Source organism: Marinomonas pontica (assembly GCF_026191375.1).
Lineage (GTDB): Bacteria > Pseudomonadota > Gammaproteobacteria > Pseudomonadales > Marinomonadaceae > Marinomonas > Marinomonas pontica.
This window is the reverse complement of sequence record NZ_JAODTL010000008.1, coordinates 1-20682: the sequence shown is the minus strand read 5'-3', so window position 1 is coordinate 20682 and position 20682 is coordinate 1. Positions and strand designations below refer to the sequence as shown.

20 protein-coding genes are annotated in these 20682 nt (G+C 44.7%); 11 read left to right on the top strand and 9 right to left on the bottom strand.

Annotation, left to right across the window (positions count from 1 at the left end; genetic code table 11):
- Positions 1 to 132: 132 nt before the first annotated feature.
- Positions 133 to 627 carry a phosphatase domain-containing protein gene (locus tag N5P32_RS00770; protein ID WP_265727306.1) on the top strand — a complete coding sequence of 165 codons (495 nt, stop codon included), beginning with the start codon at positions 133 to 135 and terminating at the stop codon, positions 625 to 627.
- 19 nt (positions 628 to 646) lie between these two features.
- On the opposite strand, the gene modF is transcribed toward N5P32_RS00770, so the two are convergent.
- Together modF and ilvC are read right to left on the bottom strand one after the other, a co-directional pair.
- The gene (gene modF, locus N5P32_RS00765; protein WP_265727305.1) at positions 647 to 2083 is read right to left on the bottom strand and encodes a molybdate ABC transporter ATP-binding protein ModF; all 1437 of its coding nucleotides are present in this window, start codon (positions 2081 to 2083) and stop codon (positions 647 to 649) included.
- 148 nt (positions 2084 to 2231) lie between these two features.
- Entirely contained in the window at positions 2232 to 3704 is a 1473-nt protein-coding gene (gene ilvC, locus N5P32_RS00760) for a ketol-acid reductoisomerase (protein ID WP_265727304.1), read from the bottom strand.
- Between the two features lie 221 nt (positions 3705 to 3925).
- Here ilvC and ilvY point away from each other — a divergent pair, with 221 nt between their 5' ends.
- On the top strand, positions 3926 to 4819 hold the full coding sequence (ilvY, locus tag N5P32_RS00755) for an HTH-type transcriptional activator IlvY (RefSeq protein WP_265727303.1): 894 nt from the start codon (positions 3926 to 3928) through the stop codon (positions 4817 to 4819).
- Positions 4820 to 4854: 35 nt separating this feature from the next.
- On the opposite strand, the gene N5P32_RS00750 is transcribed toward ilvY, so the two are convergent.
- Positions 4855 to 5901 carry a Fe(3+) ABC transporter substrate-binding protein gene (locus N5P32_RS00750; protein WP_265727302.1) on the bottom strand — a complete coding sequence of 349 codons (1047 nt, stop codon included), beginning with the start codon at positions 5899 to 5901 and terminating at the stop codon, positions 4855 to 4857.
- 89 nt (positions 5902 to 5990) lie between these two features.
- Positions 5991 to 7217, bottom strand: a complete 1227-nt coding sequence (locus tag N5P32_RS00745; RefSeq protein ID WP_265727301.1) for a sensor domain-containing diguanylate cyclase — start codon at positions 7215 to 7217, stop codon at positions 5991 to 5993.
- A 255-nt stretch (positions 7218 to 7472) separates the two neighbouring features.
- Between N5P32_RS00745 and N5P32_RS00740 the strand changes: the two genes are divergently transcribed.
- Both N5P32_RS00740 and N5P32_RS00735 read left to right on the top strand, forming a co-directional pair.
- On the top strand, positions 7473 to 8666 hold the full coding sequence (locus N5P32_RS00740) for a sugar transporter (RefSeq protein ID WP_265727300.1): 1194 nt from the start codon (positions 7473 to 7475) through the stop codon (positions 8664 to 8666).
- Positions 8667 to 8710: 44 nt separating this feature from the next.
- Positions 8711 to 8866 carry a GGDEF domain-containing protein gene (locus N5P32_RS00735; protein WP_265727299.1) on the top strand — a complete coding sequence of 52 codons (156 nt, stop codon included), beginning with the start codon at positions 8711 to 8713 and terminating at the stop codon, positions 8864 to 8866.
- Between the two features lie 32 nt (positions 8867 to 8898).
- Here N5P32_RS00735 and N5P32_RS00730 read toward each other — a convergent pair whose 3' ends face one another.
- The gene (locus N5P32_RS00730; protein ID WP_265727298.1) at positions 8899 to 10488 is read right to left on the bottom strand and encodes a methyl-accepting chemotaxis protein; all 1590 of its coding nucleotides are present in this window, start codon (positions 10486 to 10488) and stop codon (positions 8899 to 8901) included.
- Positions 10489 to 11157: 669 nt separating this feature from the next.
- On the opposite strand from N5P32_RS00730, the gene cynS reads away from it, so the two are divergent.
- From cynS to N5P32_RS00705, 5 genes are all read left to right on the top strand, one after another.
- On the top strand, positions 11158 to 11598 hold the full coding sequence (gene cynS / locus N5P32_RS00725) for a cyanase (RefSeq protein WP_265727297.1): 441 nt from the start codon (positions 11158 to 11160) through the stop codon (positions 11596 to 11598).
- 72 nt (positions 11599 to 11670) lie between these two features.
- Entirely contained in the window at positions 11671 to 12483 is an 813-nt protein-coding gene (locus tag N5P32_RS00720) for a formate/nitrite transporter family protein (RefSeq protein ID WP_265727296.1), read from the top strand.
- 50 nt (positions 12484 to 12533) lie between these two features.
- The gene (locus N5P32_RS00715; protein WP_322783794.1) at positions 12534 to 14264 is read left to right on the top strand and encodes a bifunctional protein-serine/threonine kinase/phosphatase; all 1731 of its coding nucleotides are present in this window, start codon (positions 12534 to 12536) and stop codon (positions 14262 to 14264) included.
- A gap of 41 nt (positions 14265 to 14305) precedes the next feature.
- Positions 14306 to 14677, top strand: a complete 372-nt coding sequence (locus N5P32_RS00710) for a DNA glycosylase AlkZ-like family protein (RefSeq protein ID WP_265727295.1) — start codon at positions 14306 to 14308, stop codon at positions 14675 to 14677.
- A complete protein-coding gene (locus tag N5P32_RS00705) occupies positions 14677 to 15534 on the top strand; it encodes a winged helix-turn-helix domain-containing protein (RefSeq protein ID WP_409371066.1) in 858 nt (285 codons plus the stop codon). The genes N5P32_RS00710 and N5P32_RS00705 overlap by 1 nt, the downstream gene beginning before the upstream one ends.
- On the opposite strand, the gene N5P32_RS00700 is transcribed toward N5P32_RS00705, so the two are convergent.
- Complete coding sequence (locus tag N5P32_RS00700; protein WP_265727293.1) at positions 15508 to 15972, bottom strand: Lrp/AsnC family transcriptional regulator; 465 nt, start codon at positions 15970 to 15972, stop codon at positions 15508 to 15510. The genes N5P32_RS00705 and N5P32_RS00700 overlap by 27 nt on opposite strands.
- A gap of 147 nt (positions 15973 to 16119) precedes the next feature.
- On the opposite strand from N5P32_RS00700, the gene N5P32_RS00695 reads away from it, so the two are divergent.
- Positions 16120 to 17097, top strand: coding sequence for a nucleoside recognition domain-containing protein (locus tag N5P32_RS00695; RefSeq protein WP_265727292.1), 978 nt, complete (start codon positions 16120 to 16122; stop codon positions 17095 to 17097).
- An 81-nt stretch (positions 17098 to 17178) separates the two neighbouring features.
- Here N5P32_RS00695 and kdgR read toward each other — a convergent pair whose 3' ends face one another.
- Together kdgR and kduD are read right to left on the bottom strand one after the other, a co-directional pair.
- Positions 17179 to 17961: a DNA-binding transcriptional regulator KdgR gene (kdgR, locus tag N5P32_RS00690; protein WP_265727291.1), complete on the bottom strand. Its 783-nt coding sequence runs from the start codon at positions 17959 to 17961 to the stop codon at positions 17179 to 17181.
- 88 nt (positions 17962 to 18049) lie between these two features.
- Positions 18050 to 18799: a 2-dehydro-3-deoxy-D-gluconate 5-dehydrogenase KduD gene (gene kduD, locus N5P32_RS00685; RefSeq protein ID WP_265727290.1), complete on the bottom strand. Its 750-nt coding sequence runs from the start codon at positions 18797 to 18799 to the stop codon at positions 18050 to 18052.
- Positions 18800 to 19074: 275 nt separating this feature from the next.
- Here kduD and N5P32_RS00680 point away from each other — a divergent pair, with 275 nt between their 5' ends.
- Positions 19075 to 19710: an RpiB/LacA/LacB family sugar-phosphate isomerase gene (locus N5P32_RS00680; RefSeq protein WP_265727289.1), complete on the top strand. Its 636-nt coding sequence runs from the start codon at positions 19075 to 19077 to the stop codon at positions 19708 to 19710.
- Between the two features lie 116 nt (positions 19711 to 19826).
- On the opposite strand, the gene N5P32_RS00675 is transcribed toward N5P32_RS00680, so the two are convergent.
- A partial coding sequence (locus N5P32_RS00675; protein ID WP_265727288.1) for a TRAP transporter large permease occupies positions 19827 to 20682 on the bottom strand: 856 nt, incomplete at its 5' end.

The following is a 20682-nucleotide window of genomic DNA, read 5'->3' as shown; positions in this document are numbered from 1 at the left end:
CATGAATTACGCGGGGAGGATTTGTTTATCTGGTCACAAAAATGACTTAACAGGCAGCTATTATGAAATAGGCAGCACTGAAGGTTACTTTTAGGTAACGTATTCAAAAAATGGCTTGAGGAGAAATAAGCTATGTCTCATCCCTATGATATTTTGCCCGTTTTGCAGGGCGCGCGGTTTATTTTTACACCGTGTCCTGGCACCAAAGAAGAGGACTTAGTTCGCTCCGTTGCGACGCTAAAAGCCGCAGGAACGGACGCCGTGATCAGTTTGTTGTCGAATACAGAACTAGGAATGCTAGGCGTGGCCGCTTTAGGTGATGAAATTCAACGCCATAACATGGCGTGGTATCAGCTGCCAATCGAAGACGATTGCGCACCGCAGGCGCCGTTCTTCGACGTGTTTGAATTAGTCAAAGACGATCTGCAAGTTCGCCTAGACAGTGGCGAGACTATTGCCATTCACTGTCGTGGCGGCACCGGACGTACCGGCCTAATGGCCGCCATCTTATTGCTGGAAGCTGGCGAGTCTTGGGAGACGGTGAAAAATCAGATCCAATCGATTCGCCCCAAAGCGCTCATCCTTGCGCCGCACCTAGCCTATATTGAACAGAACTATTTAGACTAAATGATGGTTGAAAGAGAACCTAATTCTTCTTCAACCCCAAGTAGTTCTCTATCCCTTTGATCTGGTCTTCCGCGTGGTGGTTGACGTAGAGCACTGTGGTTTCTTTCCCTTCACAAATTTTCTCGATAAGAGCGAGGACGAGTTGGCGGTTCATGTCGTCTAGTCCGAGGCAAGGTTCGTCTAGGATCAAGAGTGGCGGGTGTTTCACCATGGCGCGGGCGATGAGTAATAAACGCTGATCGCCGTAGGAGAGTTTGTTGAAGGGTTGGTCTGCACGATCTTTCATGCCGAGTAGTTCGAGCCATTGGTCGGCGATTTTCTTTTGGTTATCGGTGGCTTTGGTGTACATGCCGATGCTGTCGTAGAAGCCAGAAATGATCACATTCTTACAGCTAGTGCTGACGCGATATTCCCATTGCAGCGAAGTCGACACATAACCGATAAATTGTTTGATCTGCCAAATGCTTTCGCCGTTGCCACGTTGGAAACCAAAGACAAAAATATCGTTGGTGTAGCATTGTGGATGATCGCCGGTAATCAAAGATAAAACGCCTGTTTTGCCGCTGCCGTTGGGGCCGCTAAGTTGCCAATGTTGGCCTTGTTCAATGGTCCAATCCAACTTATCAACAATCACGGTATCGCCGTATTGGATGGTCGCCTTGTTCAGCTTGACGAGCGGTTGGCTTGGGTCGAGTGCGGGCAGTTTGTTCGCTGGATCGGCCTCTGGTACGCTGAGATCCGTGGTTTTTAAATGCAGTAATTGATAAAGCTCGTTGAAGGCGTTTTCGTCTTGTTTGTCTACGGTAATAGTCAGTTTGCCATTGTCCATGTAGGCGACGTGAGTGATGAAGTCTGGCATTTCATCAAAACGGTTTAGCACCAGGATCATCGGTGTGGTGTCTATGATGGAGGCTAGATGTGCTTGCAGCATGGCAAGCGTGTCCACGTCTAAGCCATCGAAGGGCTCGTCTAAGATAAGCAAGTCTGGTTTGCTCGACAAGGCTCGAATTAGCATGACTTTGCGAGTTTCACCTGTGGAAAGTTTACGAAAGGCGCGGTCGAGTAGTTTGCTTAAACCGAATTTTTCTACCAAGGTTTGAGCAAGCTCTGGATCTCGGCAGTTATCGAAAATCATTTCATGTACAGGTGTGCCGAGGGAAATCACATCCATGATGTCGGCGTCGTCTTTTTTCAGTTCTTTAGCGATCAATTCGGCTTGGGCTTCAAAAGACACCAATCCGACATTTTTTGGAAGGCCAGTGACGGTTCCGTTTTCAATATCGCCAACGCCTGCCAGCACGGCGGCCAAAGCAGACTTACCTGAACCGTTGGTGCCAGTGATGACCCAATGTTGGTTAGGTTCAATGGTCCAGTCAATCTCGCTTAGCGTAAAGCGATCATCAAAGTTCACTGTTACTTTATCAAATAGAATATTGTCTAAGCGGAGGCTGTCCATGGTATTTCCTAATGTTTTGTTGATAACAAGTAGAGACAAAAAAGCCGAGTTTTGAAGCTCGGCTTTTTATGGGTAACTTACGATGTTATGAGTTCGCCAACACTTGGTGTAACAAAGTATTGGCGAGCACAGTAGTCGTACAATCGTATTAAACGATCTTCTTCATATCCGCCATGTGACCGCGCAATACCGCACCAACTGCTTCTACTGGGTGAGAGCGAAGCGCTGCGTTTACTTCGATCAAGCGCTTGTTGTCTACGCCATTGTCTTCTACAGAAAGACCTTTACCGATCACGTCAGTTTTGATGTCTTTCATGAAGTCAGCCAATAGTGGTACACAAGCGTGGTTGTATAGGTAGCAACCGTATTCCGCAGTATCAGAGATTGTCGCGTTCATTTCGTACAATTTCTTACGAGCGATTGTGTTCGCGATTAATGGTGTTTCGTGTAGAGACTCGTAGTATGCAGATTCAGCGATGATGCCTGCAGCTGTCATGGTTTCGAAAGCTAGCTCAACGCCCGCTTTAACCATAGCCACCATCAAGATACCGTTGTCGAAGAATTCTTGTTCAGAAATTTCTACATCGCCAGCAGGAGTTTTCTCGAAGTTCGTTTCCGCTGTGTCTGCACGCCATTGAAGCAAGTTTTTGTCATCGTTGGCCCAATCTTCCATCATAGTTTGAGAGAAGTGACCGCTGATGATGTCGTCTTGGTGCTTGTTGTATAGCGGGCGCATGATCACTTTCAACTCTTCAGAAAGATCGAATGCTTTGATCTTAGCTGGGTTAGAAAGACGATCTAGCATGTTGGTCACGCCGCCGTATTTCAATGCTTCAGTGATGGTTTCCCAACCGAACTGGATCAAACGAGATGCGTAGCCAGGGTCGATGCCTTCTTCAACCATTTTGTCGAAGCAAAGGATAGAGCCAGTCTGCAACATACCACAAAGGATAGTTTGCTCACCCATAAGGTCGGATTTAACTTCCGCGATGAAAGAAGACATCAAAACGCCTGCTTTGTGACCGCCAGTACCAACTGCGTACGCTTTTGCTAGTGCAAGACCTTCGCCTTTAGGATCGTTGTCTTCGTGTACTGCGATCAGTGTTGGAACACCGAAACCACGAACGTATTCTGCGCGAACTTCAGAACCAGGGCACTTAGGTGCCACCATGATTACTGTTAGATCTTCGCGGATTTTCATGCCTTCTTCTACGATGTTGAAACCGTGAGAGTAAGACAAGCAAGCGCCTTGCTTCATAAGAGGCATAACCGCTTGAACAACAGGTGTGTGCTGCTTATCAGGTGTTAGGTTCAAAACAACGTCAGCTGTTGGGATCAAGTCTTCGTAAGTGCCAACAACAAAACCGTTTTCAGTCGCGTTTTTCCAAGACTGACGTTTTTGTGCAATTGCTTCAGGACGCAAAGCGTAAGAAACGTCTAGACCAGAATCACGTAGGTTCAAGCCTTGGTTAAGACCTTGTGCGCCACAACCGATAACAACCATTTTTTTGCCTTTAAGCGCTTCTACACCGTCTGAAAATTCAGAGCTGTTCATGAAACGACATTTTGCTAGTTCTGCTAGTTGCTCGCGTAGCGGCAAAGTATTGAAGTAATTAGCCATGGTAAACACACCTTTTGAATTAATGTATCAGCGATAAAAACACGCCGATATTAAAAATGGATGACACAGTCGCCAAGCAATGCTTTTACTGACGTCCTGCGAGTAAGGCTAATGTATCTCAGTGGAGTGTTTTCGTAAATTGATATATTTGCAAAGTAGTGTCCCATTTTCTGCAAACATGTTTTATGATGTTTGAACAGTCATCGTACGAAGGCCTCATCATGAATATTAAGACACTTAAACAGTTCCTCGCTTTGGCGGAAACCTTGAATTTTGGGCGCGCCAGCGACGAATGCCACATCAGTATTTCTGCTATGTCACGCAATATTCGACAGTTAGAAGAGGAGCTTGGCGTGGCGTTGTTCAACCGCGATAACCGTACGGTGGTATTAACCCAAGAAGGACAAAAGTTTCTTAAATACGCGCGTGATACCAGCCGACAATGGAATTTGATTCGTCATGAATTGACGGACAATTCCGATCAGCTCAGTGGTGAAATTAGTTTATATGGCTCGGTCACAGCCAGTTACAGTTTTTTGTATGAGTTGCTGCGCCGCTTTCGCGTGGCCTATCCTGGGATAGAGATCAAACTGCGTACGGGCGATCCAGAACACGCGATTGCCCATATTTTGGATGATAAAGAAGACATCAGCATTGCCGCACGCCCTGCGAATTTACCACGCGGGTTAGATTTCAAACCGATTGCCATCTCACCGTTGTTGTTTATTGCTCCTCTTGAGCAGCAAGTACCCAACGTACCCACCACCGCCCCAAACACAAAAGCAGAGTGGGCGCACATCCCCATGATTCTGTCAGAAAGTGGGGTGTCCCGAACACGCATTGACGAATGGTTTCGTCAACTCGACATCGCGCCAAAAATTTACGCCCAAGTAACGGGTAACGAAGCGATTGTAAGTATGGTGAGTTTGGGCTTTGGCATCGGCGTGGTGCCAAAAATTGTATTGGACAACAGTCCGTTAAGAGATCGTATTCAAGTATTGGATGTGAAGCCTGAATTGGAACCCTATGACATAGGTCTGTTCACATTGAAGAAAAGTTTGAAAAATCCGCTGGTAGAGGCGTTTTGGAGTTTAATGGAAGAGGAGGCTTTATAGCCTCCTCTTGTTTTTGCTGTTGGTTCAGTGGCGGTTTATTTCCAGCCACCTTGGTCCATCAGTGTCACCGCTTGGCGGTTGTTTTCACCCAGCACACTCAAAGACACTGTATCGGCTTTAAAGTCACCAAACGTCGCTAAGCTTTTTGGTGGTGCTACGCCGTCAATAACAGGGTATTCATTATTCACCTTGGCGTACCATTCTTGGCTTTGTTTATTCGTTAAAAAGTCGATTAATTGTTTGGCGTTGTTGGTGTTTTTAGACGATTTCGTTATGCCAATACCACTGACATTGACGTGAGCGCCACGTTCGTTGTCGGCTTGGTTCGGCCAGAACATTTTTAGCTTATTAAAGACCGCGCGGTCTTCCGGCTTGTCACTTAACCCTAAACGACCAAAGTAGTAAGTGTTTGCAACCGCGATATCACAAACACCCGCTGCTGCCGCTTTGATTTGATCCGTATCGCCACCCGCTGGCGGACGTGCAAAGTTTGCAACCAAACCTTTAATCCATTCCAGTGTTTGTTTTTCACCGTTGGCATCGATCATGGACGCAACCAAAGATTGGTTATAGATGTTGCTTGACGAACGAATGCAGATTTTGCCTTTCCATTTTGGGTCAGCAAGGTCTTCGTAAGTTGACAAGTCAGCGGCAGAGACAGTCTCTGGATTATAAAGAATGACGCGAGCGCGCTGAGACAAACCGTACCAATAGCCTTCACGGTCTTTTAGATATTCGGGTACAACGTTGTTTAGGTGGTCTGTGTCAAACGATTGCAATACACCAGCGTCTTTTGCTCGATACAGACGTCCAGCATCCACTGTGATAAATACATCGGCTGGGCTAGCATCGCCTTCTGACTTTAGACGGCTTAATAAGGCGTCTGCATTGCCAGTGATTAGGTTGACTTTGACGTTATTTTCTTTTGAAAAAGTGTCTAGAAGTGGAGCGATAAGCGCCTCACTGCGTGCTGAATACACATTCACTTCACCGCTAGCGTGAGCGGAAGCTGAACTGAAAGCGAGTATTGATGTTGCGCCAGCTAAAGTGAGAAGTGACGTTTTTGTTATTGGATGCTTCATTACAATTACCTATCTATAGTGGAAAGTTCAATGTATTGCGTTCGCTATAGACAGACAGTAATGGAAATCGTTCCCGTTAAGTTTTAAATTTATAAAAAAGCTGGGCAAACGCAATTTCTGCCATTGGATTTTGCTTCATAAAGCGCTTTGTCGACCATTTCGAGCGCATTTTCCAGCGCTGAACTGGGGTCTAGTTCTATCACTCCCGCAGACAAGGTAATTCGTACTTCTTGCTGGTTGATCGTAAAAGAATGTGTCGACATGCCTTTGCAGAGGCTTTCTGCCATTTTTAATGCGGCTTCCATGTCTGTGTTGCGCATCAGCACATAAAACTCCTCACCGCCCACACGAAAAACATTGTCACTGCCTCTTAGTTGGTTTTGGAGCCAATTCGCAATCAGTTGCAATGCTTGATCGCCGCCGCCGTGGCCAAATTTGTCGTTGATTTTTTTGAAAAAATCGACATCAAGGGTCATCAGGCTGAGTTTTTGTTTTGACTTTTCATGATTGTCGAATTCTTCATGAATAACGATGTTAAATTCTCTGCGATTGCCAATACCCGTTAAAGGGTCAGTTCGCGTGGCTTTTTCCAACTTGTGCATCAGTTGGTTGCGCTCGGTTATGTCGAGCATCACACCGACTTGCCCAGCGATTTGTCCGTTGGCTTTGGTGAAAACTGCTTTGTTGAACTCAATTTCACGTAAGCCAGCGTTGCAAAATTGTACGGGCGCTTCATAGCGCTGGGTGCCACCTTGAGCCAAGAGTTTGCAGTCTGCTTCGTAGTATTTATCAGCCAAATGCTTTGGAGCAATATCATAAACAGAATGGCCAATAATCTGGTTACGAGAGCGCCCAATAGACTCGCAAAATGCGGCGTTGCAGCCTCGATAAATATGCAGTTGATCTTTGAAAAATATCGGCGCAGGGATCGCGTCAATAATGACTTGGAGTATGTCGTCTTCGGTTCTGTTAGAACGGGTTAAGGCGAATTTAGACAGTTCAGAAATGAGCCAACTGATCAGATGGTTGTCGTTATAAGCGAAGCAATTAGTTGCTCCTTTTTTGATCCACTCAATGCTGCGGTCTAAGTTCCACTCTTCCAGAATAATAATGGTTCTTCTGGACGACAGCATTGGCCAATCTTGCGCGCTGATATCGCTTTCAGCAAGCAAAACAAGTGATGTGACTGGGGATTGATCAATACCCTGTATCGCTTGCCATTCCACTGTCTGTCCATAAGACAAAAGTTGTGTTTCTACTAATTGCGCCTTCCATGATGCTAATTGTGGTGAAAAATATAGTATCGAAGGGGTCATACTGCTCTTTTTTTATATTGATTACGTTAATTATTTTGTCACAGTTGTTTAATACAATGTGTAATTAAGTGTTGGTTTTTTATGGTAAGTCAGTATATCGGTTTTTTATCGATTGTTCTTTATTTGTGCAACGCTAAGCGCAAACTCTTCCCCTGTACTAAAATGTCAATAAACATCCATATTTGCCTATTTCGTTGTTAATTAAAAAGTGGACAATAATGCACTTTCAAACAGCTCTCCTTTCTGCAGGTTATCATGACATCACTTTTTACTCCTGAGGATACGGTTTCTCGCCGTGTTCAATACTTGCGTGTTTTCGTGCTGGGTTTCAGTGCGTTTATTTTCAACACAACGGAGTTTGTACCGGTAGGTCTGTTGTCTGATATTGCGCAAAGTTTCTCCATACCACCAGCGCAAGTCGGTTGGATGCTGACCATTTACGCGTGGATAGTCGCCTTGATGTCATTGCCTATGATGTTGCTGACTCGGAAAATGGAGCGCAAGTCGCTGCTGCTAGGTTTGTTCGCCTTGTTCATTGCTAGCCATATTTTGTCGGTTGTGGCGTGGAACTTTACAATGTTATTGATTAGCCGGATTGGTATTGCTTTTGCGCATGCTGTGTTTTGGTCCATTACGGCTTCCATTGCGATTAGGGTGGCACCCCCTGGCAAACATACCTTTGCCTTGAGTGTGCTCGCAACGGGGACGGGATTGGCCATGGTGCTTGGCGTTCCCGCTGGTCGCATTGTTGGGCAACTGATGGGCTGGCGTACCACATTTGCCTTAATTGCGGTGATTGCGGTGATCATCATGCTCGTCATGTTTCGGCTATTGCCAAATTTGCCTAGCTTGTTTTCGGGCTCTTTAAGTAAGGTGCCTGAAGTGCTGCGCAATCGTGCCTTGTTGAGCATGTATTTATTCATTTTTGTGGTGTTTTCCGCTCATTACACGGCTTACAGTTATATTGAGCCGTTTTTGAAAGATATCGGGACGGCAAGCGGACAATTCACCACCGTCATTTTATTGCTATTTGGGATGGCTGGGATTCTAGGCAGTGTGTTGTTCAGCTATTTCGGTGACAGGGCAAATACTCTGATGTTGGTTTCTAGCGTTGTTATTATGACCTTGTGCATGAGCATGTTGTACTTGGTGACGCCATATGATTATTGGTTAATTGGTTGTGTTTTGTTATGGGGCGCGGCTTTGATGATCATTGGATTAAGCATGCAAATTCGTGTGTTAAACGTCGATGACAGTGCGGCGGACATCATCATGTCGTTGTATTCCGGCATTATTAATTTGGGCATCGGCGCTGGAGCGCTAATTGGTGGCCAAGTGATTCAGCTGATTGGCTTGGGCAGTGTAGGGTTTAGCGGTGGTTTATTGGGAATTTGCGCGTTCGTTATTATCATGATGATATTAAAACGCACTAACAGGGTGGCGGAATAACGGAAGATGTTTAGACGCCTTGTTTCGTATTGGTGGCGAAGAATTTGCCGTTTAACAAACCCAATATCCCCAGTTTTACCATCAGTCTAGGCGTAACCGATTATCAAAAATCTGATGATCAAAGCCGAATGGTAAAACGAGCCGACATCTTACTTTATGAAGCCAAAGGGGCTGGGCGTAATAGAGTGATGATAGGTTAGGCTTCCGAATGGAAGCCTAACCAGTCGCACAGCTAAATCCGAAAACGGTCAACTAATTTGTTGAGTGCTTGGACGTCGTTGATTAGGCGATTTTTGATATCAACGGCTTTTTGCGTGTATTCCACATTGGATGACGCGGTTTTGGTGACATCATTCACCTGTTCCGCTATTTCAACGGCTTGATGGTTTTGTTCTTGAATGGACGCGGAGATTTGTTGGTTGGTATGGCTTAGGGTGTTGATTGAATCGATGATGGTTGTGAACATGTCGATTGTGGCTTTTGCTTGCGCAGAGACGCTCTCGGTCAATTTTTGTGAGGCTCGCATGACGTGAGCGGCATCGGCAGAGCCTTTTTGTATGCGTTCAACCACGGTTTCAATTTCCAATGTGGATTCGTGCGTGCGGTTCGCAAGGCTACGTACTTCGTCGGCCACCACCGCAAAGCCTCGGCCTGTTTCACCAGCACGAGCAGCTTCAATGGCGGCATTTAGCGCCAATAAGTTGGTTTGCTCAGCTATGCCTCGTATCACATCTAGTACATTACCAATGTTTTGACCGTCATTTTCAAGTGTGGATACCACGGAGGAGGCTTTATCCATTTCCTCTACGACGTTGTGCAGGGATTGCAGTGTTTGCGATAAATTGTTTTGGCCTTTTTTGGAGTTGTCGTTGGCCTCTACTGCCATCTCGCCGCATTTATTGGCGTCGGTGGACACCTCGCTTAATGAGCTTGTCATGGCGTTGACGGCGTTAGCGATTTCATTTGTGCCTTGTTGCTGATGTTTAGAAAGTTGATCTACCTTTTGCAGCGCATCGTCAATTTGGGTGGCAAAGCCTTGGGTAGTGGACACGGTTTTAGACACTTGTTTGATAATAGAATGGACGAGCTCAATAAAACCATTTAGGTTCTTGGCCACTTCGGCCATCTCGTCTTTGCCTGAGCTATCAAGACGAGTGGTAAGGTTACCGTCTTCGCTGTTTAAGCTTTCTAGCACGGTTATCATATGGTGAAGAGGGCGAATCACTAAGCGATTTGCTGCCACAGCAATAAAGCCTGATATGATAAGCACGATGAGTAAGCTGACGTAGTTATTTAGTTCTACTTTGGTAATGACATTGCTCATGTTGGCCGCACCGATTTCGACCTGGCTATCGCCTTCTTCTTCGAGTTTTTCTATGAAGGCTAATAACGTAACAACATGTTTATCGAATTCTGGAATGGCGTTGGTAGAGATTGCCGTGTTGTCGGAAAGTATCTTTCCTTTTAGCGTTTCCAGTGTGGCGAGATAGTCATCCAGCGTGGTTAGTCCCTTGGAGCTCATTAGGCCAGAGGCTTTCATTCTGCCTAATGCTTCTTGAGTGAATTGATTAGTTGCTAGTATTTTTGCTTTTGCGTCCTTCAGCGTTATTTCATTGTTTATAAAAGCATCCAAGGTAATGATTTGCGATTGGATGCCAATAGTTCCTTCCATTGCGCCATCGGCGGCATCCCATGCATTGCCCGTGATAAAGGTGATTTCTGAGTTGAGTTTTTTTATCGACATAATGCCTAACACGGCATTTCCTAGAACAATGACTACGAATAAAAGTATTCCTAGGTAAATTTTTGTTTTTATCGTCATGAAGCTTCTCCACAAAAAATAGGAAGTGATGACGTTTAACTTTAGTTGATAAATAGACTCTCAGGTGCTTTTTTAAGTGAGAATTTGAGTGGGGGAACCATCGCTTTTTAAAACGCCAGAGGTGCGTTGTCTTTCACTTCTTTCATTTCAAAAAGATGAAGCGTTTGTGTTTAGTCTTGGTGCAAAGGGTGTCTATAAAAAGAGCGTTCTAGTAAACGTAGTGATCGCTATAATGTACGTTGTTCTGAAGTTTAATCTTGTTAGATGGTTGTAGATGTGTTCTACGCATTGATTTTAAAGGATAAAGCGTAAGCGCATTGTTGGATTCTTTTGTTTGGCATTATCTTTGCTAAATAATATATAGGCTCATGTATGTATTGCATGCAGGGGCTTCATAAGTGGCCAATGTCGGTCATCTTAGTCAATGGCATCGTCGCCCGCTACTCATTCTTGTGGTAGCACTCAGTCAGAACTCCTTGATAACGGAAGTTGCTGATTAGGGGGAGGCGTGTCTCTATTTTCTCTCTTTTCTTCTTTCTTAATTAAAGTCGTTTGATGTTGCTGTGTGGATGGCGTCATTGGCAAAACGTGTTTGCTCATGGGTCAGTCATGGGATTCAAGAGGGGCATTTGTTGGCTTTTATCTCGGTCTAATTTTTAGGAGTAGAGAATGAAAAAGATTGATGTAACAGAAGCAATTTTCGCAATTAAGAAAGAGAAAAACCTCACTTGGGAAGCCATTGCTGAGGCTGTCGGTATGACGGACGTTTGGATTACCTCTGCGTGTTTGGGAATGAACAGCTGCACAGAAGAGGTGGCTGAAAAGCTGGTGGCATTTTTGGAATTACCAGCAGAGGCAAAAGCCGTTCTTATGGAATACCCAACTAAAACATGGGACCAAGCCATTCCCCAAGATCCACTGATTTATCGACTGTACGAAGTGGTGGGAGTGTATGGGCCAACATTAAAGGAAGTCATTCAAGAAAAATTTGGCGACGGCATCATGAGCGCAATTGATTTTTCGATGCAGGTCGACAAGGAAGAAAATCCCAAAGGCGATCGCGTTATTTTGACGCTAAATGGGAAATTTTTGCCATACAAGTCGTGGTAACAGCGACGGCTTGAGTGAGAGTGTTTTGATGCAATGTGTTTTCTTTTTTTGTAAAGACGAGAGGGTGAAGAAATGGCTTATATAGAACCAAGTGAATTTGTCACAAAAATGGTCGATGCAGGCGAGCAAAAAGTCTACATGTCGACCAAAGACACCATTATCCGTGCGTTCATGGCGGGGGCGATTTTGGGCTTGGCGGCGATCTTTGCGATCACTGTTGCGACCAAAACAGGCAGTCCATTGATTGGTGCGATTTTGTTTCCTGTTGGTTTCATCATGCTGTATTTGATGAAATTCGATTTGTTAACGGGCGTGTTTACGTTAGTGCCATTGGCGTTATTTGATAAGCGTCCAGGGGTGACTCCTGCACAAGTACTGAGAAACTGGGGCTTGGTGTTTATCGGGAATTTTGGTGGTGCGCTGACCACCGCCTTCTTTATGTCATTCATTTTGACCTATGGCTACTCCACCGACGGCGGTGAACTGGCTGCGAAAGTGAGCACCATTGGTGAATCTCGTACTTTGGGTTATCAGTCTCATGGCGCAGGCGGTTGGTTTACGATTTTTATCCGCGGAATGTTGTGTAACTGGATGGTGTCGATGGGCGTGGTTGGTGCAATGATCTCGACCTCGGCCGGAGCCAAAATGGCTGCTATGTGGATGCCTGTCATGCTGTTCTTTTTCATGGGCTTTGAGCACTCCATTGTAAACATGTTCTTGTTTCCATTCTCTATGATCATGGGCGGTGAATTCACGTTTATGGATTACTTGATTTGGAATGAAATCCCAACGGTATTAGGGAATTTGGCCGGTGGTTTGTTATTGGTTGGTCTGCCGCTTTACCTAACGCATGTGAAAACATCCGTATCTCGAAAATTGGCGTAATTCGCTTTAGGGAAGCTCTGTAGACGTAAAAGGTTTGCAGGGCTTTTTTGATGTCAGGAAGGGAACATGAACACACTGAAAGTCAGCGTTGGTTACGCCACAGACAAGGGCAAAAATCCTCGAATCAAGATTTTGTTGGTGCTCATAACCCTGATGAACCTATGTTGACCAGCAGAGGCGTAGCATGTGTGATGGCCGATGGCATCAGCTCCAGCCAAGTCAGTCAAGCCGCCAGTGAGTTTTCGGTGACGCGATTTTTAGACGACTACTACCGGACATCTGAAGCTTGGTCGGTCAAATCCTCTGGTGATAAAGTGGTGAAATCCATTAATGCTGCTTTGTATGCTCAGTCGCAACATGGCCCGAATCGATTTGATAAAGACAAAGGCTATGTTTGTACCTTTAGTGCGCTTGTGATTTGTTCTAATACAGCTCATCTTTTTCATTTGGGTGACAGCCGAATCTATCGATGGGCCGACGGCAAACTGGAGCAACTGACTCAGGACCATCGCCGAGCGGTCTCTGCAGGTGAGAGTTATCTCACTCGCGCTTTGGGCATTGAACCTGTTCTGGAATTGGACTACCACACTGTACCGATCAACAAAGACGACACGTTTATCATGGCAACGGATGGTGTGTATGAGTTTGTGGATACAGAGTACATATCAGCAGTAATTACCGACGCAGACAGTTTGGAAGGTGCGGCTGATGCCATTGTGGCGCAGGCACTTGAGAACGGCAGCGATGATAATCTCAGTATTCAAATCGCTCGAGTAGAGCAGGTTCCAAGTTATCAATTGGAAGACGTACCGCAGAACGTCAGTCTCTTGCCTTTACCTCCCCCATTAAGAGAGCGTATCGAGTTCGATGGCTATGAAATAGTGCGTTCACTTTATGTGAGTAGTCGCAGTCATGTTTATTTGGCGCGCGATATGGACCTCAATGCGCTGGTTGTTATCAAAACACCGTCGGAAGAACTCAGTAACGACATTACATATTTAGAAAACTTTATGTTAGAAGATTGGATTGCCAAACGTTTGGATAATCCATACGTTGTCAAAGCCATTGAATCGCCGCGTCCGCGCCAGTATTTGTATTTAGTGACGGAATACGTCGAAGGTCAGTCTCTCAGTCAGTGGATGATTGACAATCCCAAACCCGCTTTAGAGCAAGTGCGCACCATCATTTCGCATATTGCCAATGGTCTCCAAGCTTTTCATCGAAAAAGCATGATTCATCAAGACCTTAGACCTGCGAACATCATGATCGACAAACACAATACAGTGAAAATTATCGACTTCGGTTCCACTCACATTGCAGGCGTGAGCAACACACAGGACAAAGAAGTACTGCGCGGTACGATGCGCTATTCAGCGCCGGAATACTTTCTTGGTCATGCTGGGTCTCAGCGTTCCGATATTTATGCCTTGGGTGTTATCGCCTATCAAATGTTGTCTGGGAATCAGTTCCCTTACACTCCTAAAATAGCTCAAGCTAGAAGCATAAAGGCTCAGCAACGTTTACGGTACCGCAGTGTGATTACCGAAGAATCGGAATTGCCAGTGTGGATAGACGACGCACTGCATAAAGCATTGAGCATTAATCCACTGAAACGATACGAAGAAGTCTCTGAATTTGTCTACGATCTGCACCATCCAAATCAAATTTTTCTAGAGCGAACTCGTCTTCCCTTGATACGTCGTAATCCGGTTATGTTTTGGCAAGGTGTGTCTTTTACCTTATTTCTTGTTATCGTTTTTCTTGTGGCTCAAATGCAATAATGTCCTAGGAATGGCAAACAATAATCATAAGGCACCTCTTCATGATCGAACTGACAACCCCTAAAGACGCAGTACGTCTGCGCCGTCTTGCTTTGTCATCACAAGGTTTGACACAGTCACATTCATTTGGCCGTGGTGTCGCTGGGGCACGTAAAGCCATTGCGCATTTAGGGTATGTGCAGATCGATACCATTTCTGTGGTGGAGCGGGCGCATCTTCATGTTCTGCATTCAAGGGTGCCGACGTTTGAGCCTGCGATGTTAGATCAGCTCTTGGTTGGGGGCGATGTGTTTGAATATTGGTCGCACGCAGCGGCTTTTTACCCATCGAAGATTATCGTTTTTCTTTGCCTTACAAGCAGGCCATTAAAAGTGGCCAAACCCACTGGAATAAAAATCCAGACCGCACATTGATGGCTGAGTTGTTAGATCGAATCCGCAAGGAAGGGCCGTTGCGCTCGCGGGATGTTGAAGCGACAACGACCAATCGCGCCGGTTGGTGGGACTGGAAGCCGGCTAAAAAAGCCCTTGAGCAATTGTTCATGGAAGGCGATTTGATGGTGAAAGATCGAGTTGGTTTTCAGAAAAATTACGATCTCACCGAACGCGTTTTACCGAATAACGTCAGTACCGTAATGCCTAGTGTAGAAGAGTTCGCAGCGCACATGTTGGATCAGCAACTTCGATGTCATGGTGTCGTGTCATTAAAAGGAATCACCTATTTACGCCGTCAGACTGGCTTACGACAGACAATGAAGGAATTGTTAAAAGAGCGAATGGCGCAAGGCAGTTTAGAGCAAGTTCAGTTGAGCAACGGCGAGGTGTTTTTCATAGAAACAGGCGCTTTAGAACGTAGACTACCCATTGTCAGTAAGCGTTTACTTATACTTTCACCCTTTGATAATAGTGTGATTCAGCGTGATCGACTCAAAAACCTGTTTCAATATGACTATCAAATAGAATGTTATGTACCTGAGCCAAAGCGTCAGTATGGCTACTTTTCATTGCCCCTGTTGTACCAAGACCGATTTATTGGCCGCATGGATTGCAAAGCCCATCGAAAAGAACGTCGCCTCGAAATCAAGTTTCTGCATATAGAGTCTTTATTTGAAGAAAATGCCCTGACGGATGAGTTTCTGCAGGCTTTCGTAAGCGGTATCAAGTTATTCAACTCATTCCAACAATGTGATTCTGTGACGCTGACATCAGTTGAACCTAAGCGTTTTGCTCAGCCTCTACGTAACCTATTCGTTCAAATGTATCTCGGTTGAGGATTTTACAGTTCGAAGTGATACCGAGGTTTGGAATTTTCGGATGTTGGCTTCTGTGTGTAGTACCCGATCAACAAAGCTTTCATAAGCCTGAATGTCTGGCACAGTGACGACCATCATAAAATCATATCCGCCTGTGATTTGGTAGCAGTGTCTCACTTCTGGCGCTTTGCTGATGACGCGTTTAAAGTCGTCATACACATCTTTTCGATCCCGCTCCATTTCTACCGACACCAGAAGCGTCAATTTATTGCCGCTCAGTTCGGGGTTCACAATAGCAACGTCACCGATGATGATGTTGTCATCTCTCAGGCGTTTTACTCTTTTGTGGCAAGCTGGTGGCGACAGACCTACTTCTTCAGCCAGCTCAACATTTGCGATGCGATTATTACGCTGCAAGATGACTAGGATTTTTCGGTCTATTTTGTCTAGTTCCATAAATTTCTCAAAATAACAGTTATACGGCTGAAAATTTCTTAATGGGTTTTATATTAAAAATATTTAGCGTTATCAATGATAAAATTGATCAACATATTTCTTCTTATCTCAATAGACTTCATCCATACATTGTTTGGAGCAAGAAAAGTGAATAAACGCATATCCCATTGGGTTGGATTTTTGTGGAGTGGTCTCTGGAAAGAGATTATTGAAGTCACGTGGACGCTTTATAAGATCATGATTCCGATGATTATCCTGATCAAGGTGATTGAAGAGTTTGGTGGTATAGAGCTGTTAAGTAACTGGTTGAGCCCTGTTATGTCATTGGTTGGCTTGCCCAGTGAAATGGGGTTGGTGTGGGCAACAACACTGGTTACCAATATGTACGCTGGGCTTGTGGTATTTATGAGTATGGATGCCGACTTAACCGTCGCTCAAGTCTCTATTTTAGGAACGTTATTGCTGCTCGCACATTCATTGCCAGTAGAGGTGGCGGTGGCTAAAAAAGCTGGAGTAGGTATTGTTGCGACACTATTGATTCGTCTGGGTGGTGGTTTATTAATGGGTTGGATACTTCATCACATTTATCAAAGTGGAGATCTATTAAACACAACTGCGCACACTGTGTGGAAACATACACCAACCAGTGATCCTAGCTATATGGTCTGGGCGCTTGACCAACTCCAAAGCCTTGCGATGATTTTTATGGTAATCGCTGCGTTAATGACACTGTTACGTTTGCTGAAATTACTTGGCATCGAAAAACTCATGGCAATATTGCTTAAGCCGATTTTGTCTGTGCTGGGCATCAGCCGAGAAGCAACAAACTTAACGATTGTTGGTATCACGCTAGGCGTTTCATTTGGTGGCGGTTTGCTTATTAACGAAGCAAAACGAGGGCACATTTCCCCTCGGGATATTTTTGTCGCCATGATGTTGTTGAATTTATTGCACAGCTTGATTGAAGATACTTTGCTGGTTCTTTTAATTGGTGCAGATTTTATGACGGTTTTTTGGGGGCGAATTGTTTTTTCAGTGGCCGTGATTAGTGCATTGGTCTTTGTGCTTAAGAGAATGGATGAGAGAACATGTCGAAAATACTTGTACAAGAAAATAAGTACTTAGAATCAGTAATGGTGGGTTTTAAAGTGTGGTCGATTAGGCGGATAAAATCCGCCTAATCCGTTTTCTAGTTATGTTCACAAGCTATTTTTTGTAGCCTAGCTTCTGAGAAATGCTGCTTGCTGCGTCTTGTAGCAAGCTAACGTACTGATCGAATTTTTCACTAGAGTGGCGCAATGTCGGAAAGGATACGCTGAGCCCAGCGATAACATTGCCCAGTCGGTCGTATATAGGAGCCGCGATGCAACGAAGTCCTTCTTCTTGTTCTTCATTATCGACACCATAGCCTTGGCTTTTCACGTCTTTTAGCTCTTCCAATAGCGAATCAACGGAGACATGAGTCTTTGCTGTAGAAGGAATAAAGTCCACTTTTTCAAAGATTTGTCTGATATCGCTTTCAGAACGTTCTGCTAAAAGCACTTTACCAATCGCTGTTGAGTATAATGGGTTACGCCCGCCAATGCGTGACTGCATTCGTAAGTTATATTGCGCATCGACTTTGTAGATATAGATAATACTATCCCCATCACGTACGCCTAAATGCAGAGCTTCTTTTGTTTTCTCGCCAATACTTGACATGTAAGGCTCGGTCAGAGACACCAGATCAACGTATTCCAATGCTTTTGAACTGACTTCAAATAATTTTAGCGTTAGCCAATAACGGTCATCGTCGCCTTCTTGGGAAACAAATCCCAGCATTTTCATGGTTTGTAGGAAACGATAGACAGTGCTCTTTGAGCTCATGACTATTTGAGATAATTCTGTAATACCAAGCGACTTGTGTTCAGCTAAAGCCGTGATAATGGCGAATATCTTCATCACAGATGAAACAGGTTCAATTTGCAGGGCGTTTTCTTCGTTCTTCATAAATTTCATTTTTTTTGAAATGGGATTTTGTCTATTTACTATATGACATTTTTTTATTCAACAACACCCCATCCCATATAAATGAACGTTAACGTGCAAGCCAACCACCATCGACGGCAATAGTATAGCCGTGAACATAACGAGAGGCTTCTGATGCCAAAAAAACGATAGGGCCTGCCATGTCTTTTGGTGTTCCCCAACGGGCGGCAGGGATTCTACCTAGAATTTCTTCAGACCGGTTCTCGTCGGCTCTTAATGCTTCAGTATTGTTGGTTGCCATGTAGCCTGGCGCGATGGCATTGACATTGATGCCATGTTTTGCCCATTCGTTAGCGAGTGACTTTGTTATGCCCATGACGGCACTTTTCGAGGCCGTATATGAAGGCACTCGAATTCCGCCTTGGTAAGAGAGCATAGAAGCGATGTTAATAATATTGCCTGACGTACCTTGAGCAATAATGTGTTTAGCAAAGCCTTGGGACATAAAGAAGAGTGCTTTGATATTGAGGTTCATCACCTCATCCCAGTCTTGTTCGGTAAAATCTAATGCATCATTACGACGAATTATGCCGGCATTGTTGACAAGTATGTCGACTTTTCCAAAGGCTGTAATCGCCTCTTTCAGAATACGGTCAACACTGTCCATTTTGCTCATATCTGCATTTACGTTGTGAAATTTTCGGCCTGTTTTTTGTACCAAATCAGCTGTTTCTGCAGGGTTACTTCTGTTCACGCCGACGATGTCTGCGCCTGCGTTTGCTAGTGCTAGCGCCATGCCTTGTCCCAGACCTGTATTGCATCCAGTGACAATGGCGACTTTACCCGTCAGATCGAACATAGTACTTCCTCTTTATTATATTGATAGCAGCATACATCGCGGCTGCTCTTAATCTTGTAGAGCAATACTAGAAGAACAATCTGGAAATAACAATCTTAAATTTATTTTAATAAAACAATGTTTTGATTTTATTTTTGTGTTTTTTGAAAAATATTGAATATTGTTTTTCTATTGGTATAGTGGAGAGAGTATGACTTATTAATTCAGGGCTGCGACACCGTAGTCTCTACAACAATAATCACTGAGAATTATTCAGACAGAATTAGGAGAAAATGATGAAAATTGCATTAATGATGGAGAACAGCCAAGCAGGCAAAAATGCGACTATCTTGGAGCAGCTCAATACTGCGGTTGAGCCATTTGATCATGATGTATTTAATGTCGGAATGGATGGCGAGAACGATCATCATCTGACTTATATCCACTTAGGCATCATGGCAAGTCTGTTGTTGAATTCAAAAGCGGTGGACTTTGTTGTTTCTGGCTGTGGCACAGGGCAGGGCGCCATGATGTCATTAAACGCTCATCCAGGCGTGGTATGTGGTTATTGCTTGGAACCATCTGACGCGTTTCTGTTTAATCAAATCAACAATGGTAATGCTATTGCTATGGCGTTCGCTAAAGGATTTGGTTGGGCGGCAGAATTGAATGCTCGCTACATTTTTGAAAAAGCATTCTCAGGTCCTCGTGGGCAGGGCTATCCAGTAGAGAGAAGAGAGCCACAAGTGAAGAATGCGGGTATCCTTCATCAAGTGAAAGCGGCGACAATGAAAGACAGCTATTTGGATGGGTTAAAAGCGATGGATCAAGAATTGGTTCGCACTGCCGTGGCAGGAAGTCGCTTCCAGCAATGCTTCTTTGGCAATAACCAAAATCCAGAGATCGAAGCTTACGTACGCTCACTGATTTAATCCAAGCAGTACTCACCAGCTTTCAAAAATAAAGGCGCTTCAGTAATGAAGCGCCTTTATTGTTTCCCATTCTTTTGTTTCAAACGATTTTTAATCGAGTTGTTAGTTTTATGTCCTCATAGACCGAAGAACTTCGGTAAGAATAGCGTGATGACAGGCACGTAGGAGATCAGCGCGAGTAAGCTAAATAGAACGAAGTAGAAAGGCGCGAGCGCGACGATGACTTTTTCGACTTTAACTTTGGCAACGGTTGCGCCGACGAATAGTCCTGTGCCGACTGGCGGTGTGATGGTGCCGATGGCTAGGTTGAATACCATGACAACACCGAAGTGCACAGGGTCGTAGCCAACTTTCATGGCAATCGGCAGCAAAATCGGCGTGAAGATCAAGATTGCCGGTCCAATGTCCATAAAGCAGCCAATAACCAGTAATAAAATATTAATGATCAGCATGACCATGATTGGGTCGTTAGAAATCCCTAGGATCAAAGCCGATATCGCTGCCGGAATACCTGTGAATGCCATGGCAAAGGACAAGGTAGCAGATGCCGCTAAGAGCAACATGATGGTGCCAGTAATGTGCGATGTTTCGATTAGGAACTTAGGCAAAGCGCGAAGCGGGGTGGTTTTATGGATGAAGAATGCCAAAATCATGGTGTAAATGACTGCAATACCTGATGCTTCTACTGGCGTCACTACACCCATAACAATCCCACCAATAATAAACACGATGAGAAACAAACTAGGAATGGCATCAAGAGTTATCTTAATGGCTTCTTTAAAGGGGACTCGATCTGACAATGGGTACTTGTGTTTTTTGGCAATAATAACCGTGACGAGCACTAACCCTAGTGCCCAAATAACACCTGCTACAGCGCCGCCTAAAAACAAGGCTGCGACAGACGTACCACCGGAAATTAATGAGTAAATGATAAAGGCTGTGGTGGGTGGCACCAACATGCCTGTTGGGGCA

Excerpts from the sequence above, each read along its gene's own strand:
- N5P32_RS00770 (WP_265727306.1), top strand. The coding sequence starts at position 133 with ATGTCTCATCCCTATGATATTTTGCCCGTTTTGCAGGGCGCGCGGTTT.
- modF (WP_265727305.1), bottom strand. The coding sequence starts at position 2,083 with ATGGACAGCCTCCGCTTAGACAATATTCTATTTGATAAAGTAACAGTG.
- ilvC (WP_265727304.1), bottom strand. The coding sequence starts at position 3,704 with ATGGCTAATTACTTCAATACTTTGCCGCTACGCGAGCAACTAGCAGAA.
- ilvY (WP_265727303.1), top strand. The coding sequence starts at position 3,926 with ATGAATATTAAGACACTTAAACAGTTCCTCGCTTTGGCGGAAACCTTG.
- N5P32_RS00750 (WP_265727302.1), bottom strand. The coding sequence starts at position 5,901 with ATGAAGCATCCAATAACAAAAACGTCACTTCTCACTTTAGCTGGCGCA.
- N5P32_RS00745 (WP_265727301.1), bottom strand. The coding sequence starts at position 7,217 with ATGACCCCTTCGATACTATATTTTTCACCACAATTAGCATCATGGAAG.
- N5P32_RS00740 (WP_265727300.1), top strand. The coding sequence starts at position 7,473 with ATGACATCACTTTTTACTCCTGAGGATACGGTTTCTCGCCGTGTTCAA.
- N5P32_RS00730 (WP_265727298.1), bottom strand. The coding sequence starts at position 10,488 with ATGACGATAAAAACAAAAATTTACCTAGGAATACTTTTATTCGTAGTC.
- cynS (WP_265727297.1), top strand. The coding sequence starts at position 11,158 with ATGAAAAAGATTGATGTAACAGAAGCAATTTTCGCAATTAAGAAAGAG.
- N5P32_RS00720 (WP_265727296.1), top strand. The coding sequence starts at position 11,671 with ATGGCTTATATAGAACCAAGTGAATTTGTCACAAAAATGGTCGATGCA.
- N5P32_RS00715 (WP_322783794.1), top strand. The coding sequence starts at position 12,534 with ATGTCAGGAAGGGAACATGAACACACTGAAAGTCAGCGTTGGTTACGC.
- N5P32_RS00710 (WP_265727295.1), top strand. The coding sequence starts at position 14,306 with ATGATCGAACTGACAACCCCTAAAGACGCAGTACGTCTGCGCCGTCTT.
- N5P32_RS00705 (WP_409371066.1), top strand. The coding sequence starts at position 14,677 with ATGGCTGAGTTGTTAGATCGAATCCGCAAGGAAGGGCCGTTGCGCTCG.
- N5P32_RS00700 (WP_265727293.1), bottom strand. The coding sequence starts at position 15,972 with ATGGAACTAGACAAAATAGACCGAAAAATCCTAGTCATCTTGCAGCGT.
- kdgR (WP_265727291.1), bottom strand. The coding sequence starts at position 17,961 with ATGAAGAACGAAGAAAACGCCCTGCAAATTGAACCTGTTTCATCTGTG.
- kduD (WP_265727290.1), bottom strand. The coding sequence starts at position 18,799 with ATGTTCGATCTGACGGGTAAAGTCGCCATTGTCACTGGATGCAATACA.
- N5P32_RS00680 (WP_265727289.1), top strand. The coding sequence starts at position 19,075 with ATGAAAATTGCATTAATGATGGAGAACAGCCAAGCAGGCAAAAATGCG.